Here is a 12449-nt window from a genome sequence, read left to right as displayed (position 1 = left end):
GCGCGCGTTCCAGGCTTGTGCTACGAACCGTGCTCCGCGGCGAGCACGTCCCGCGCCGTATCCTGGGCCCGGCGTGCCGCCTCGGCTGCAGCTGCGTCGCGCGGGTCCATAGGCGGCTCCAGCGGCTCGGCGTCCTGCACCGCGGCTCCAAGCTCGTCCTGGGGCCAGGGTTCCACTTCGCGATAGCGCTCGCCGCCTTGGTCCTCATCCTCCCAGCGGCCGGGCGCACCGTACTCGGGTGCTGGATAGTCGCCGGCTTGCCGGGGTGGATCCGGGTTCCACTCGCGCTCGCCAAAGGGCCAGGCGGGCGATTGCAGGACCGTCAACCCTTCGTCGAGCCACGATCGCCCGGTCGGCGCCTCCTGCTGCGCAAGAGCGGACGCAGGTGCCGAGGGTGAGCCTTGCGTGTAGCTTCGCAGCGAGCCTGTGCTCAGGCTCGCGAACGCGGCGCCGGCGAGGCCGCCGACGATGAGCAACAGAGCCAGCTTTCCCGCCGTCATCGAGCCTCCAGTGCCATGCGACGCTGGTCTGCTCCCGGACGGCTGTCGGCGCGCTGAATGAACACAGAAAAAGGCGCCGTCCTCTTCAGGAGGACGGCGCCCGGTTCGACGCTGCTCAACCCGGGCGTTGGGAGAGGAGGATGCCCGGGGAGCCAGCGCGCGATTCAGTTGGCCCGATTACTCGCCAAGGCCGAGCTTGGCAGCTTCGGCAGTGGTGAACGAGACGTAGCGATTGTTGTAGGTCCCCGTGACGCGGCCGCCCTTGACGTAGAGGCGGAACGGCACGCCGGCCGAGGTGGCGCCGTCGATCACGGTGACCTTGCCCTTCTGCTCGGTGGTGTAGCTGTAGTTCACGCCTTCGTGCGAGAACGCGCGGCTGTCGTCGGCGTGTGCCGCGACGGGGGCGGTGAGGAGCGTTGCGGCCGTAGCGGCGAGAATGGTCTTGAACATGGCAAAATCCCTAGATCTGTGAGGCAGGAAAGTCGCCTCGGGCTGTTCTCTTGTGCAATGCAGCAAAAGCGGATTTGGCCAGAAAACGCAATTTCAATCCCGGAACCCTGTCGTGCATTTCATGCAACTGCGGTGCTGCCGATGCCGTTCTGGCCGGCATACGGCATCAGATATGATCGAGAGAGATTCACATCGGCGGCAAAGTCGTGTCTGGAAGGACCTGCTGCCGGGCACGGAAGCGGGAACAGCTTCCTGGCGAGTTGTCTTTCGTGCACAGTCATTCGGAACGATCGATCTCGAACCGAGTGCGCAGACAATGATCCCCCGCTTACTCCGATCCTCCGCCTTGCTCGCGAGCTTCGCACTTGCAGCATGCCATTCCGCTGCGGACCAGATGCCGGGCGACTCCGCGGATCATCGCCCCTGGCACGGCCTTCGCCCCGACGAGCAGGTGCGCTTCGTCGGCACCGAGCCGTTTTGGGGCGGAACGGCAGGGCCTGCGGGGCTGACTTATTCCACGCCCGAGAATCAGGCCGGTGAGACCGTGCCCGCGAGTCGCTTCGCCGGACGTGGCGGGCTGTCGTTCAGCGGGCAGCTGTCTTCCGGACCGGCCACTCTTGCGATCACGCCGGGCGCGTGCAGCGATGGCATGTCGGACTATCGCTATCCCTTCATCGTCACGCTGCACATCGGCGGCGAGATGCGCCGCGGCTGCGGCTGGACGGATCGCCAGCCGCGCACGGGGAAGTCGGGTTAGCCGCCGTCAGGCGTCCAGCGAGGCCTCGAGGGTGATCTCGCAGTTGAGCAGCTTGGAGATGGGGCATCCCGCCTTGGCTTCGGCGGCGATGCGCGCGAATTCGTCCTGGCTGATGCCGGGGATCGAGGCGGTGAGGGTAAGCGCGGAACGGGTGACCGCGAATCCCGCGCCGTCCTTGTCGAGCGTGACGGTGCAGCTGGTCTCGAGTGTGCCGTCGGCGTGACCAGCGCCGGCAAGCGCAAAGCTGGTCGCCATGGTGAAGCACGCCGCGTGCGCTGCGGCGATCAGCTCTTCGGGGTTGGTGCCCGGCTTTCCTTCGAATCGCGTGCCGAAGCCGTAGGGCTGTGCCGAAAGCACGCCCGAGCGCGTGGTGATGGAGCCCTTTCCTTCCTTCCCGAGGCCTTCGTAGCGGGCGGAAGCGGTATTGGTTGTCATGACTGATTCCTTTCGGCTGACGGGCTTGGCGACGGCGGCTGCGGCTTCGTCGCCGCACGTTCTTGCGCGCCTCTCCGCCGCGAGTCGAGCGATGCTAAGCTTCTTGAGGATTGTTCGCTTTGTCGAAACAATCGCCAGTGTTACGAATTGCTGACAGGAGGACGGTTCGCGCAGACGGGCCGCCCCGGGAAGAGGATGCTGGTCATGAAGCGATTCCTGACAGCGGCACAGGCAGCGCTCGTATTGCTCGCGACGGCGGCAGGAACGAGTTCCCTCAGTGCCCAGGACGAAAGTCCCGATACGGCGGCGATGACCGGCGCATACTACATGCGAGACAGCCTGGTGCCGCGCGCTGACGATCTAGCGCTGATCATGCGCAAGCCTGCGCTCTACGTCGCCAGCTTCAACGACGACATGGCGACCGTGGCCTACTCGCTGGAAAACGGACGCCTCGTCTATCGCGTGGTGGAAGGCGAGATCGACGATGCGGCGCGCGCGCAGATCGACCGCGCGCTGGTGCGGCTGCAGCGCAAGCTGGCGTGACCGAATAGAAGAAGAGAAGAGGTGGGGGAACAAGCACAGGGGGCGGCTGGGCCCCTGGCGCAGAGCCGAGGGGAGGGAGGAGCAAGGCGCGGCGACCGTGATCGCCGCGCCTTGTTCGTGGACCTCAGGCTCCCGGCAGGGATCGCGCGACCCGGCGGTCAGTCCTTGGCTTTCTGGCGAATGAGGCGCAGGTACGTGTCGGCGACCGTCTGGTTGATGGCATCCCAGCTGAACTCGACCGCGCGCGCAGAGCCTGCCTCCCCATGCCTGCGCCGCAGATCGGGATCGGTGATGTAGCTCTTCAGCGCCTCGGCGAACTGGTGCACCGCTCCTGGCGGCACCAGGCGGCCCGAGACACGATCGTCGACCAGGCTCTGGCTGCCTGTGGCGGCGGCCGCCACGACGGGCACCGCGCAGGCCATGGCCTCGAGCGTGACGTTGCCGAAGGTCTCTGTCACCGAGGGATTGAACAGAACGTCCATCGATGCAACGGCGCGGCCCAGGTCTTCGCCCTGCTGGAAGCCGACGAAGGAAGCGCCGGGAAGACGCGCCTCGAACCATTCGCGCGCCGGCCCCTCGCCGACCACCAGCACCTTGTGCGCAAGGCCGCGCCGGCGCAGTTCGTCGACCGTGTCGGAGAACACGTCGAGGCCCTTTTCCATCACCAGGCGGCCTAGGAAGCCGATCGCCATCTCGTGGTCGGCGATGCCGTGGCTGCGGCGCCAGGCAAGGTCACGCCGGCCCGGGTTGAACACCGCGTGGTCCACCCCGCGGGACCAGATCGAGACGTCGTAGTTCATCCGCTGCTGGCGCAGCAGCTGGGCCATGCTTTCCGATGGCGCGACCAGCGCGCTGCAGCGGCGGTAGAAGCGACGCAGCATCGCTTCGACCACCGGTTCGCCCCAGGCCATGTTGTAGTAGCGCAAGTAGGTCTCGAACCGGGTATGGACCGAGGCGAGCACCGGAATGCCGCGCCGGCGTGCCCAGCTCACGGCCTGGTGGCCGACGGGATCGGGGGATGAGACATGGACGACGTTGGGTGCGAACCGCGCGAGATCGCGCTGGGCCCGGCCGGCGATCGTCAGGGGTACGCGGTATTCGGGGCGGCCGGGGATCGGCAGCGAGCGGATCCCGACCAAGTCGCCGGTGGGCTCGAACGCCGGGCGGGCAACCACCGGCGCATAGACGCGTACGTGCGCGCCCTGGTCCAACAGATAGCCCACCAGCCGGTTCAACGCCTGGTTGGCGCCATCACGCACGTAGTTGTAGTTGCCCGAAAAGAGGGCGATCCGAAGGTCGGCAGTTTCCATGGTCGGCTGCCCCATAGCCCCGACCTCGGCTCTTGGCGAGGGTGCATCATGGCGCACCCGCGACGCGTTGCGAATGGCGGCCGGCCCAAGGGGCCGGCCGCCGAGGGATTAACGCTGCAGCCCGTCAGCGACGGCGATCGTATCGATCGTACCTGTCGTAGCGATCGCCACGCCGATCGTCGCGGCGATAGTGGTCGCGCCGGTCGCCCCGCCGCCAGTCGTCGCGGCCCCGGCTCCAACGGTTGCCGGACCAGCGGTCGCGCGACCACGACGAGTAGTAGCGATCGTAGTACCGGTCGCGATAGTACCGGTTCGGGGCGCCATCGTAGTAGTAGTAATAGCCGGGCCGATCCCGGACGGTGACGTAGCGCCGCGATCCCCAGTAGCCGCGGTCGTAGTAGTAGCGGTCGTCCCGATCCGCCAGCGCTGCTCCCAGTGCAAGACCGATGACTCCGGCACCGATGGCGATGGCCGCGGTGTCGTTGCCGCGGTCGTAGTACCGGTCGCGAGCCTGCGCCGGCGAGGTGGCGAGCAGCGCCGATGCGGACAGTGCCGCACCGAGGATGAACTTCTTTCCAATCGACTTCAGTTGATTCATGACTTTCGTCTCCCTTTCCGGGCCAACCGGGTAACGGCGGTTGCGGTGGGCACGTTGCCTCACAGGATTAACGCGGAGCACTGAACCGCAACTGAACCCGAGGTCCAGTGGGCCGGACGTGCGACAGGCCGACGCGAAGACGCCCGGCCAGGAGGAGGGCCGGGCGTCTCGCCGCCGGGTAGGGGAACTCCGGCGGCATGGGCAGGGGGTCAGTAGCCGCGGCGGTGGTCGCTGCGGTCGTGATCGTAGCCGCGGCGCCAGTCGCCACGCACGGGCTGGCGCTGATACCGGTAGTCGTCGTTCCGCCAGCCGACCGTGCCACGATAGCGGTTGTCATAGTAGCGGTCGTGATCGTCGTCCGACGAGGCGGCGATGGCGCCGATCGCCAGGCCAAGGATGCCGGCGCCGATGGCGACGGCCGCCGTGTTGTCATTGTCCCGGTATCCGTCCCGGGCCATCGCGGGTGTCACGCCGGCGACGGCAGTGGCGGCAAGGCCGGCAGCGATGGCGGTCTTCTTGAAGACATTCATGAGCAAACTCCTGTCGGGACGCGCTTCAACCAAGTCATTGTCCCGCTGTGGAGTTTCTTGTATCGCACCGTGGCTGAACCGCGTCGGAGCGGGTCTGGCAGATACCATTCAAGTTTGTACGCAGATGTATGCGCGGCGCTGCGCCGCAGCGTGGCAACATTTCGTAATCTTCCAGACCGAAGTGCGACACGCGCGGCCCTCAGTCTGCCTCCATTGCCTTGCCCAGTGGAGAAGCCTGATGATGTCCGCCCCCCTTGTTGCCCTCGTCTTGCTGTCGGGCGCCCCATCCCCTGCTGCGGCTTACGCGGGTGACACCGTTGTCGCCGCAAAGGGCCATCCCACGCCTGCCAAGCCTGCTCGGCTCGCAAAGAGCGCCGCGCCCGTGGCCTGTCACCCCGACCCCTCCAAGGGCCGCGTGTGCCGCCACAACATCGTTCAGGCAGAAGAGCAGGAAGGCCGGCGCGCGGTGCTAGCCCACCGTAACGCTGCCGGCGTCGCTCAGGACTGAGTCTCCGGCCGGCCCTGCAAGGGCGCTGGCGGGGACAATTCGGCCGGCGCGGTTCCCCTTGCCGCGCCGGCTCCCTATAAGCACCAGAGACAAGCATAGAACGATGACGGTCGCCCCTCGCTACAGACTCTCTCCGGACACCATGACCACGCCCCCTACCATTCTGCTCGTCGAGGATGATGGCGCGCTTCGCACCCTGACCGCGCGGGCGCTCCGCCAGAGCGGGTTCAACGTGCTGACCGCGGCCACCGGCGCGGAGATGTGGGTCACCTTGCGGGAGACCACGGTGAACCTCGTGGTCCTCGACATCATGCTGCCGGGCACCAGCGGCTTCGATCTCTTCCGCCGCCTGCGCCGCGAGAGCGACGTGCCGATCATCTTCATCAGCGCCCGCGGCAGCGAGGAGGATCGCGTGCTCGGCCTGGAGCTGGGTGCCGACGACTACCTTGCCAAGCCCTTCAGCACGCGCGAGCTCGCCGCCCGCGTCAGCGCGGTCTTGCGCCGCGGCGGCGGCCTGGACTCGGCCAGCGAGCCGATGGGCGAGAGCCGGGCGGCCGACACCGTCAGCTTCGATGGCTGGGAAGTCTCGATGGCGCGGCGCGAGCTCCGCTCGCCCAGCGGCGCGATCGTCGACCTGACCGGGGCCGAGTTCGACCTGCTTTCGACCTTCCTGGGCTACCCCCAGCGCGTGCTCGGGCGCGAACGCCTGATGGAGCTGTCCCGCTCGCGCATCGGCGATAGCTCCGACCGCAGCATCGACGTGCTGGTCAGCCGGCTCCGCCGCAAGCTCCAGGCCGAAGGCGTCGAGCCGCCGATCGTCACCGTCCGCGGCGTGGGCTACATGTTCAAGGCGGAAGTGACACGCAGCTGATGCCGCGCAGGCTCGTCGCCCTGTTCAGGCGGATGGGCCTGCCCGAGCGGCTGCTCGCGGTGCTGCTCCTGGTCGTCGTCGTCGACTTCGCGGCGAACTCGTTCATTTTCGAGCGGGTGAACTCGTTCGAGCTCAATCGTGACGATGCGGAGCGGATCGCCGAGAACCTCGTCCTGGCGCGCCGTACGCTCGAGCATGCGCCACCGTCCGAGCGCGCCGACATCGCGCAGGTGCTCAGCACCGGGCGGTTCACCCTGGACTGGATGGCGCCCGGGGAGCGCAGGAGGGGCTCGCTCGGCCTCGCCAACTTGCGGTCCCAGGTCATGGAGATCGAGCCCGAACTGGCGCTCGCCGACCTGGAACTGCATCTGGAGGAACTGCCGGGGCGTGGGAACATCGGCGGGTCGATCCGTCTGTCCGATCGCAGCCTGGTGCGGTTTCACACGCATGCCAACGCCGTCTGGAAGCTGACGGCGGGGCGCCTCGCCAGCCTGGTGCTGCCCACCTTGCTGCTGATCGCGCTTGCCTGGGTGCTCCTGCGGGCGACGCTCAGGCCCCTGCGCAACCTGATCGGAGCGACCCGTCACCTCGGGTCGGGCCCGCCGCGGCCGGTGCCGGAGCGAGGGCCCGACGAGCTGCGCGAGCTGATCCGCGCTCTCAACGAGATGCAGGATCGGATCCACCAGTCGCTGGTGGATCGGACCCAGACGATGCTGGCCATTGGCCACGACCTCAAGACCCCGCTCGCGCGCATGCGGCTGCGGCTGGACGAGGACAGCGTCGATCCGGAAGTGCGGGAGGGCCTTTCGCACGACATCGAGGAGATGCGCATGCTCCTCGATTCGCTCCAAGCCTATGTCGACAGCGATGGCCGGTCGATCCCCGCGGAGCGCATCGACGTCGCCGTCATGGCCGAGACGCTGGTCGACACCGCGGCCGACCACGGGGCCGATGCCACGTATTCCGGCGTCCCCAACCTGGAGATCACCGTGAGGCCCGTGGCGATCCGCCGCGCGCTGTCCAACCTGATCGAGAACGCGCTGCACTACGGCGGTTGCGCGCGGGTCAGCGTGCGGCGCGACGGTGGAGCTGCGGAGATCGTGGTCGAGGACGAAGGGCCGGGAATTCCCGAAGATCGCATCGCCGACGCCCTGCAGCCGTTCGTGCGGCTCGACACGGCACGCGGACGCGATACCGCCGGGATGGGCCTCGGCCTGCCGATCGTGCGCAAGGCGGTGCGCGCCGAGAACGGCACCCTGGATCTGCGTAACCGTCCCGAAGGCGGGTTGCGCGCCACCATCCGGTTGCCGCTCCCGAAGTGAGTTGCGCTGCATCGCAGCAAACTTTCGTAACGCCCGCGCACGATGATCGACAATCTGGACATCTAGCTTTTCAAGCAAGCTCGAGGCCGTGCGCCGGCGGGCAGTGCATAACAGTTGAAAGGTGTCCAAGGTGAACGAGCTCATCGGTCGCGTCTTCCACTTCGAGAAGACGATCTTCCCCGCCAGCAGCGAACTGTTCGGCAAGCTGACCACCCACGGGCAGGAGCCCAAGGCGCTGATGATTTCCTGCGCCGATTCGCGAATCGTGCCCGAGCAGATCATGCAGGCGAATCCCGGCGACCTTTTCGTGTGCCGCAACGCCGGCAACATCGTGCCGCCTTACGCCACCCAGAACGGCGGCGTGACCTCTACCGTCGAATATGCGGTGGCGGCGCTCGGCGTGCGCGACATCATCGTGTGCGGCCATTCGGACTGCGGCGCCATGAAGGCGCTCAGCGATCCGACCGGCCTGGAGACCATGCCCAATGTCGCCGCGTGGCTGAAGCATGGTGCAGCGGCCGAGCACATCGTCAGCACCTGCCATGCGGACCTCGAGGGCAAGGAGCGCGTGCGCGCCATCAGCCTCGAGAACATCATCGCGCAAATCAGCCACCTGCGCACGCATCCCTCCGTGGCGGCCGCCATCGCGCGGGGCGAGATGACGCTTCACGGCTGGTTCGTGGACATCCATGCCGGGCAGGTGCTCGGTCTGAATGGCGACACCGGTGAGTTCGTGCCCCTGCGCGAGGATCGCGACCTTCCCGTCGCTCTGGCCGCGCGCACCCGATTCGCCACCGAGTTGGCCGAGGCGGCAGAGTGAGCACGTCCGCATCCGCAGGCGTTCCCATCGGGGAGGGCCGATCCGGGCTTTTCGCCCATTTCGGCCGGGACTTCACGGCGTCCATCGTCGTGTTCCTGGTCGCCATGCCCCTCTGCATGGGGATCGCCATCGCCTCGGGCGTGCCCCCGGAAAAAGGACTCGTCACCGGCATCATCGGCGGCCTGGTCGTCGGCATGCTGGCCGGTTCGCCCCTTCAGGTGAGCGGCCCCGCTGCCGGCCTAGCGGTCATCGTGTTCGAGTTCGTGCGTGAGAACGGCCTGGCGGCTCTCGGTCCCGTGCTGCTGCTGGCCGGCGTGCTCCAGCTCGTCGCGGGCGTGCTGCGCCTGGGCGGGCTGTTCCGCGCGATCAGCCCCGCCGTGGTCCACGGCATGCTGGCAGGCATCGGCGCGCTGATCGTGATCGGCCAGTTCCACATCCTGTTCGATGCCAAGCCGCTGTCGAGCGGGCTCCAGAACCTGGCGGCGATGCCGTCCCGCGTGTTCGGCCTGGACTTCTCGAACGCCGCGGCGACTGAAATGGCGCTGCTGATTGGCGTGCTGACGATCGTCGTCATGCTCGGCTGGGAGAAGCTGCGACCCAAGTCGCTGGCGCTCGTCCCGGGCGCGCTCCTCGGCGTTGTCGCTGCGACCGTCGCGGCCTGGAGCCTCGGACTGGACGTCGCGCGCATCGAAGTCCCGGCGTCGATCGGCGCGGCGTTCGCGCTGCCCACCAGCGCAGCCTGGTTCGCCCCGCTCGCCAATCCGGCCCTGATCGTCGCCGCGCTTGCCATCGCCTTCATCGCCAGCGCCGAGACGCTGCTCTCGGCGGCTGCGGTGGATCGCATGCACGACGGCGTGCGGACGCAGTACGACAAGGAACTGCGGGCACAGGGCGTGGGCAACCTGCTGTGCGGCGTATTCGGCGCGCTGCCGATGACCGGCGTCATCGTGCGCTCCTCCGCGAACGTGCAGGCCGGCGCCAAGACACGCCTTTCCACAATCATGCACGGCGTCTGGATCCTGGGCTTCGTGGCGCTGCTGCCCTGGCTGCTGCGCGAAGTTCCGATGGCGGCACTCGGCGGCATCCTCGTGGTCACCGGCTGGCGCCTGGTGAGCGTGAAGCACGTCAGGCACCTGTTCAAGGCGCATGGGCCGCTGCCCGCCGCGATCTGGGCCGTGACCTTCGTGCTGGTTGTGACCACCGACCTGCTCACCGGCGTGCTCGTCGGCCTGGCGCTGTCGGTTGTCGAACTGCTGCCGCACGTGAAGCACTTGCGCCTCAAGGTGGCGGAACACGACGAAGGCGAAGCGACCCGCGTGGAGCTGAACGGCGCCGCCACCTTCGTGGGCCTCACCCGCCTTAACGCGGTTTTGGAGAAGCAGCCGGCCGACCGCCCGGTTCATCTCGACCTCGGCCGGGTAAAGGCCATGGACCATACGACGGCCGAGACGCTGTCCGAATGGATCAGCCGCCGCCGCAAGACCGGGCAAAGCGACCGCGTCACGGGGCCCGATTCCATCCTGCGTCCGCTTCCGCTGGCGGGCTGAGCGATCAAACCTGGCGGGTCGGGATCCTCACACCCGGCCCGGCACACCTGAAGGGCGGAGCGCGCAAGCGTCTCCGCCCGTTTTTCTGTGTGGGGAGCCCCAAGATTGCCTGTGGCACTGCCACCACACTTGCTGCGCTGCAGAACACAGCAACATTTCGTCGCAATTCAGAAAACAACGAGAATGCTGGCCGCCATATCGCTGATAGGGCCGGCGCGAAACGGACCCGCCAAGCAGCGAGATCCGCGCGACGGCCGCAGGACGGAACATACCACAACAGTAACATGAGGGTGTTCCGCGATATGAAGTCTCGTCTTTTCGCCGGCGTCGCCGGCCTCTCTGCCGCTTTCCTTGCGGCCGCGACTCCCGCGATCGCGCAGGAGGAAGCGCCCAGCGAAATCACCGTCTCCGGCACTGTCGGTCTCGTCACTGACTACCGCTTCCGCGGCGTCTCGCAGACGGACAAGGAGATGGCTGTGCAGGGCGGTGTAACCGTGTCGCATGCCAGCGGGTTCTATGTCGGCACCTGGGCTTCCAACCTCTCCGGCTGGGGCACGTTCGGCGGCTCCAATATGGAACTGGATCTCGTGGGTGGCTTCTCCACCGAGGTTGCGAGCGGGGTCAATCTCGACGTCGGTCTGACGTGGTACATGTATCCGGGCGGCGCTTCGGAGACGGACTTCGCGGAGCCTTACGTCAAGCTTTCCAGCACCATGGGACCTGCCAAGGTCCTGGTCGGCGTCGCCTACGCGCCCAAGCAGCAGGCGCTCGGACGGTGGTACTACGACGCGGACGCCTACGCCGAGGGCACTCCCGACGATCCGGGCGCGAAGTCGGACAACTTCTACGTCTGGGGCGACGTCAGCGGCGGCATTCCCGACACCCCCCTCAGCCTGAAGGCGCACCTGGGCTACTCGGACGGCAACTCGGGCCTGGGCCCCAACGGCACCAGCGTCGCGCCCACCGGCAGCTACCTGGACTGGATGCTCGGCGCCGACCTGGCGCTCGGGCCTGTGACCCTGGGCGTGGCCTATATCGACACCGACATCTCGAAGTCGGAGTCCGCCTATCTCTACCCGAACTTCGCATCGACCAAGAACGGATCGTCGATCGCGGGATCGACGGCGGTGTTCTCGCTTTCGGCGGCGTTCTGATCGCCTGATCCCCGCCGGCTCAATGCCGCGGGGCCAACTGTGACAGAAGTGCGACGGAGCGAGGGAACTCGCTCCGTCGTGTGCCATGTAAGCAACACATTGAGTAGAAATGGTTTTCCGTTCTGAGTCCGGGAAACCAAGGGGTCAGCCTGAGACTTCATCCTTCCGCAGGGCGACGTTTGGCCCGATGCATCAGGAAGGACATCATGACTCAGAACACCCGTCTCCTGGCGGCCCTTGCCGTGGCCGCTGCCGTGACGGCGGCTCCCGCCTCCGCCCAGGACGCGACGGCGACCAGCGGCCGCGACAGCCACTTCGATGGGCCCTACATCCAGGCGTTCGGCGGCTATTCCGTCCAGAACAAGGACAGCTACGACACGCTCGTCTTCGACACCGACGGCGATGGCGACTACGACAACGGCGTTGCCACCACCACCGGCGCCGATGCCTTCTCGCCCGGCTTCTGCAACGGCCTGGCGCGTGGTGCGACCCGCGGCGCGGGCGGCTGCCGCGGTGATCGCGACGGGGCCGAGTACGGCGTCCGCATCGGCTATGACCGCCGCATGGGCGACTGGGTCTTCGGCGGCCTGATCGAAGGCTCGAAGACCGAAGCCAAGGATGCGGTGTCCGGCTACAGCATCACCCCGGCCTCCTACGCGATTCAGCGTGAGATGGACTACAACGTCTCGGCCCGCCTTCGTGCCGGCTACACTCCCGGCGGCGGCGCGCTGTTCTATGTCACCGGGGGCGGCGGCATCGCCAAGCTCGACCACAGCTTCTTCACCACCAACACGGCCAACTCGTTCGACCCGCAGCGCGACGGCAAGGTCGTGTGGGGCTGGCAGGCCGGCGGCGGCAGCGAGATCATGCTGAGCGACAAGATCAGCCTTGGAATCGAATACCTGTACAACCGCTATAACGACAACAAGTACAACGTCGTGGTCGGTCCGGGCACGGCGCCTGCGACCAACCCGTTCCTCCTCGACTCGGGTTCGACCCGTATCAAGGGCAACGACAAGAACTTCGACTACCACTCGCTGCGGGCAGTGGTCGGCTTCCAGTTCTGACCCGAGCGCCGCTCCCTGAAGAGCGCGGGTGGTGCAA

At 67.2% G+C, this 12449-nt stretch carries 15 protein-coding genes; 9 read left to right on the top strand and 6 right to left on the bottom strand.

The features are described 5' to 3' along the window. Positions 1 to 20: 20 nt before the first annotated feature. Both ACFFJC_RS16890 and ACFFJC_RS16885 read right to left on the bottom strand, forming a co-directional pair. Complete coding sequence (locus tag ACFFJC_RS16890) at positions 21 to 500, bottom strand: hypothetical protein (protein WP_379488664.1); 480 nt, start codon at positions 498 to 500, stop codon at positions 21 to 23. A 177-nt stretch (positions 501 to 677) separates the two neighbouring features. Beyond that, positions 678 to 950, bottom strand: coding sequence for a hypothetical protein (locus ACFFJC_RS16885; protein WP_379488663.1), 273 nt, complete (start codon positions 948 to 950; stop codon positions 678 to 680). Positions 951 to 1344: 394 nt separating this feature from the next. Between ACFFJC_RS16885 and ACFFJC_RS16880 the strand changes: the two genes are divergently transcribed. Beyond that, on the top strand, positions 1345 to 1707 hold the full coding sequence (locus ACFFJC_RS16880; RefSeq protein ID WP_379488662.1) for a COG3650 family protein: 363 nt from the start codon (positions 1345 to 1347) through the stop codon (positions 1705 to 1707). Between the two features lie 6 nt (positions 1708 to 1713). On the opposite strand, the gene ACFFJC_RS16875 is transcribed toward ACFFJC_RS16880, so the two are convergent. Then, positions 1714 to 2142, bottom strand: coding sequence for an OsmC family protein (locus ACFFJC_RS16875; protein WP_379488661.1), 429 nt, complete (start codon positions 2140 to 2142; stop codon positions 1714 to 1716). A gap of 204 nt (positions 2143 to 2346) precedes the next feature. On the opposite strand from ACFFJC_RS16875, the gene ACFFJC_RS16870 reads away from it, so the two are divergent. Beyond that, positions 2347 to 2685, top strand: a complete 339-nt coding sequence (locus tag ACFFJC_RS16870) for a hypothetical protein (protein WP_379488660.1) — start codon at positions 2347 to 2349, stop codon at positions 2683 to 2685. A 158-nt stretch (positions 2686 to 2843) separates the two neighbouring features. On the opposite strand, the gene ACFFJC_RS16865 is transcribed toward ACFFJC_RS16870, so the two are convergent. The 3 genes from ACFFJC_RS16865 to ACFFJC_RS16855 form a co-directional block, all read right to left on the bottom strand. Further along, positions 2844 to 3995: a glycosyltransferase family 4 protein gene (locus ACFFJC_RS16865; protein WP_379488659.1), complete on the bottom strand. Its 1152-nt coding sequence runs from the start codon at positions 3993 to 3995 to the stop codon at positions 2844 to 2846. Between the two features lie 124 nt (positions 3996 to 4119). Then, positions 4120 to 4593 (bottom strand): hypothetical protein, encoded by a 474-nt coding sequence (locus ACFFJC_RS16860; protein WP_379488658.1) that lies wholly within the window; start codon positions 4591 to 4593, stop codon positions 4120 to 4122. Positions 4594 to 4802: 209 nt separating this feature from the next. Further along, a complete protein-coding gene (locus ACFFJC_RS16855) occupies positions 4803 to 5123 on the bottom strand; it encodes a hypothetical protein (RefSeq protein ID WP_379488657.1) in 321 nt (106 codons plus the stop codon). 238 nt (positions 5124 to 5361) lie between these two features. Between ACFFJC_RS16855 and ACFFJC_RS16850 the strand changes: the two genes are divergently transcribed. The 7 genes from ACFFJC_RS16850 to ACFFJC_RS16820 all read left to right on the top strand — a co-directional run bounded on the left by ACFFJC_RS16850 (position 5362) and on the right by ACFFJC_RS16820 (position 12412). Next, a complete protein-coding gene (locus tag ACFFJC_RS16850; RefSeq protein ID WP_379488656.1) occupies positions 5362 to 5631 on the top strand; it encodes a hypothetical protein in 270 nt (89 codons plus the stop codon). 142 nt (positions 5632 to 5773) lie between these two features. After that, positions 5774 to 6502, top strand: coding sequence for a response regulator transcription factor (locus tag ACFFJC_RS16845; protein WP_379488655.1), 729 nt, complete (start codon positions 5774 to 5776; stop codon positions 6500 to 6502). Next, the gene (locus ACFFJC_RS16840) at positions 6502 to 7824 is read left to right on the top strand and encodes an ATP-binding protein (RefSeq protein ID WP_379488654.1); all 1323 of its coding nucleotides are present in this window, start codon (positions 6502 to 6504) and stop codon (positions 7822 to 7824) included. Before ACFFJC_RS16845 ends, ACFFJC_RS16840 begins: the two co-directional genes overlap by 1 nt. Positions 7825 to 7954: 130 nt before the next feature. Then, the gene (locus ACFFJC_RS16835; RefSeq protein ID WP_379488653.1) at positions 7955 to 8644 is read left to right on the top strand and encodes a carbonic anhydrase; all 690 of its coding nucleotides are present in this window, start codon (positions 7955 to 7957) and stop codon (positions 8642 to 8644) included. 26 nt (positions 8645 to 8670) lie between these two features. After that, entirely contained in the window at positions 8671 to 10191 is a 1521-nt protein-coding gene (locus tag ACFFJC_RS16830; protein ID WP_379488688.1) for a SulP family inorganic anion transporter, read from the top strand. Between the two features lie 302 nt (positions 10192 to 10493). Then, positions 10494 to 11345 (top strand): TorF family putative porin, encoded by an 852-nt coding sequence (locus ACFFJC_RS16825; RefSeq protein WP_379488652.1) that lies wholly within the window; start codon positions 10494 to 10496, stop codon positions 11343 to 11345. 206 nt (positions 11346 to 11551) lie between these two features. Continuing rightward, positions 11552 to 12412, top strand: coding sequence for an outer membrane protein (locus ACFFJC_RS16820; RefSeq protein WP_379488651.1), 861 nt, complete (start codon positions 11552 to 11554; stop codon positions 12410 to 12412). The last annotated feature ends 37 nt before the right edge of the window (positions 12413 to 12449 follow it).

Source organism: Novosphingobium soli (genome assembly GCF_042432915.1).
Taxonomy (GTDB): Bacteria; Pseudomonadota; Alphaproteobacteria; order Sphingomonadales; family Sphingomonadaceae; genus Novosphingobium; species Novosphingobium soli.
This window is presented reverse-complemented; position numbering and strand designations above follow the sequence as displayed.

Bases quoted from the DNA above. Each gene is read 5' to 3' on its own strand.
- ACFFJC_RS16890 (WP_379488664.1), bottom strand. From the start codon at position 500: ATGACGGCGGGAAAGCTGGCTCTGTTGCTCATCGTCGGCGGCCTCGCC.
- ACFFJC_RS16840 (WP_379488654.1), top strand. From the start codon at position 6,502: ATGCCGCGCAGGCTCGTCGCCCTGTTCAGGCGGATGGGCCTGCCCGAG.
- ACFFJC_RS16845 (WP_379488655.1), top strand. From the start codon at position 5,774: ATGACCACGCCCCCTACCATTCTGCTCGTCGAGGATGATGGCGCGCTT.
- ACFFJC_RS16885 (WP_379488663.1), bottom strand. From the start codon at position 950: ATGTTCAAGACCATTCTCGCCGCTACGGCCGCAACGCTCCTCACCGCC.
- ACFFJC_RS16825 (WP_379488652.1), top strand. From the start codon at position 10,494: ATGAAGTCTCGTCTTTTCGCCGGCGTCGCCGGCCTCTCTGCCGCTTTC.
- ACFFJC_RS16855 (WP_379488657.1), bottom strand. From the start codon at position 5,123: ATGAATGTCTTCAAGAAGACCGCCATCGCTGCCGGCCTTGCCGCCACT.
- ACFFJC_RS16850 (WP_379488656.1), top strand. From the start codon at position 5,362: ATGATGTCCGCCCCCCTTGTTGCCCTCGTCTTGCTGTCGGGCGCCCCA.
- ACFFJC_RS16875 (WP_379488661.1), bottom strand. From the start codon at position 2,142: ATGACAACCAATACCGCTTCCGCCCGCTACGAAGGCCTCGGGAAGGAA.
- ACFFJC_RS16870 (WP_379488660.1), top strand. From the start codon at position 2,347: ATGAAGCGATTCCTGACAGCGGCACAGGCAGCGCTCGTATTGCTCGCG.
- ACFFJC_RS16865 (WP_379488659.1), bottom strand. From the start codon at position 3,995: ATGGAAACTGCCGACCTTCGGATCGCCCTCTTTTCGGGCAACTACAAC.
- ACFFJC_RS16860 (WP_379488658.1), bottom strand. From the start codon at position 4,593: ATGAATCAACTGAAGTCGATTGGAAAGAAGTTCATCCTCGGTGCGGCA.
- ACFFJC_RS16880 (WP_379488662.1), top strand. From the start codon at position 1,345: ATGCCGGGCGACTCCGCGGATCATCGCCCCTGGCACGGCCTTCGCCCC.
- ACFFJC_RS16820 (WP_379488651.1), top strand. From the start codon at position 11,552: ATGACTCAGAACACCCGTCTCCTGGCGGCCCTTGCCGTGGCCGCTGCC.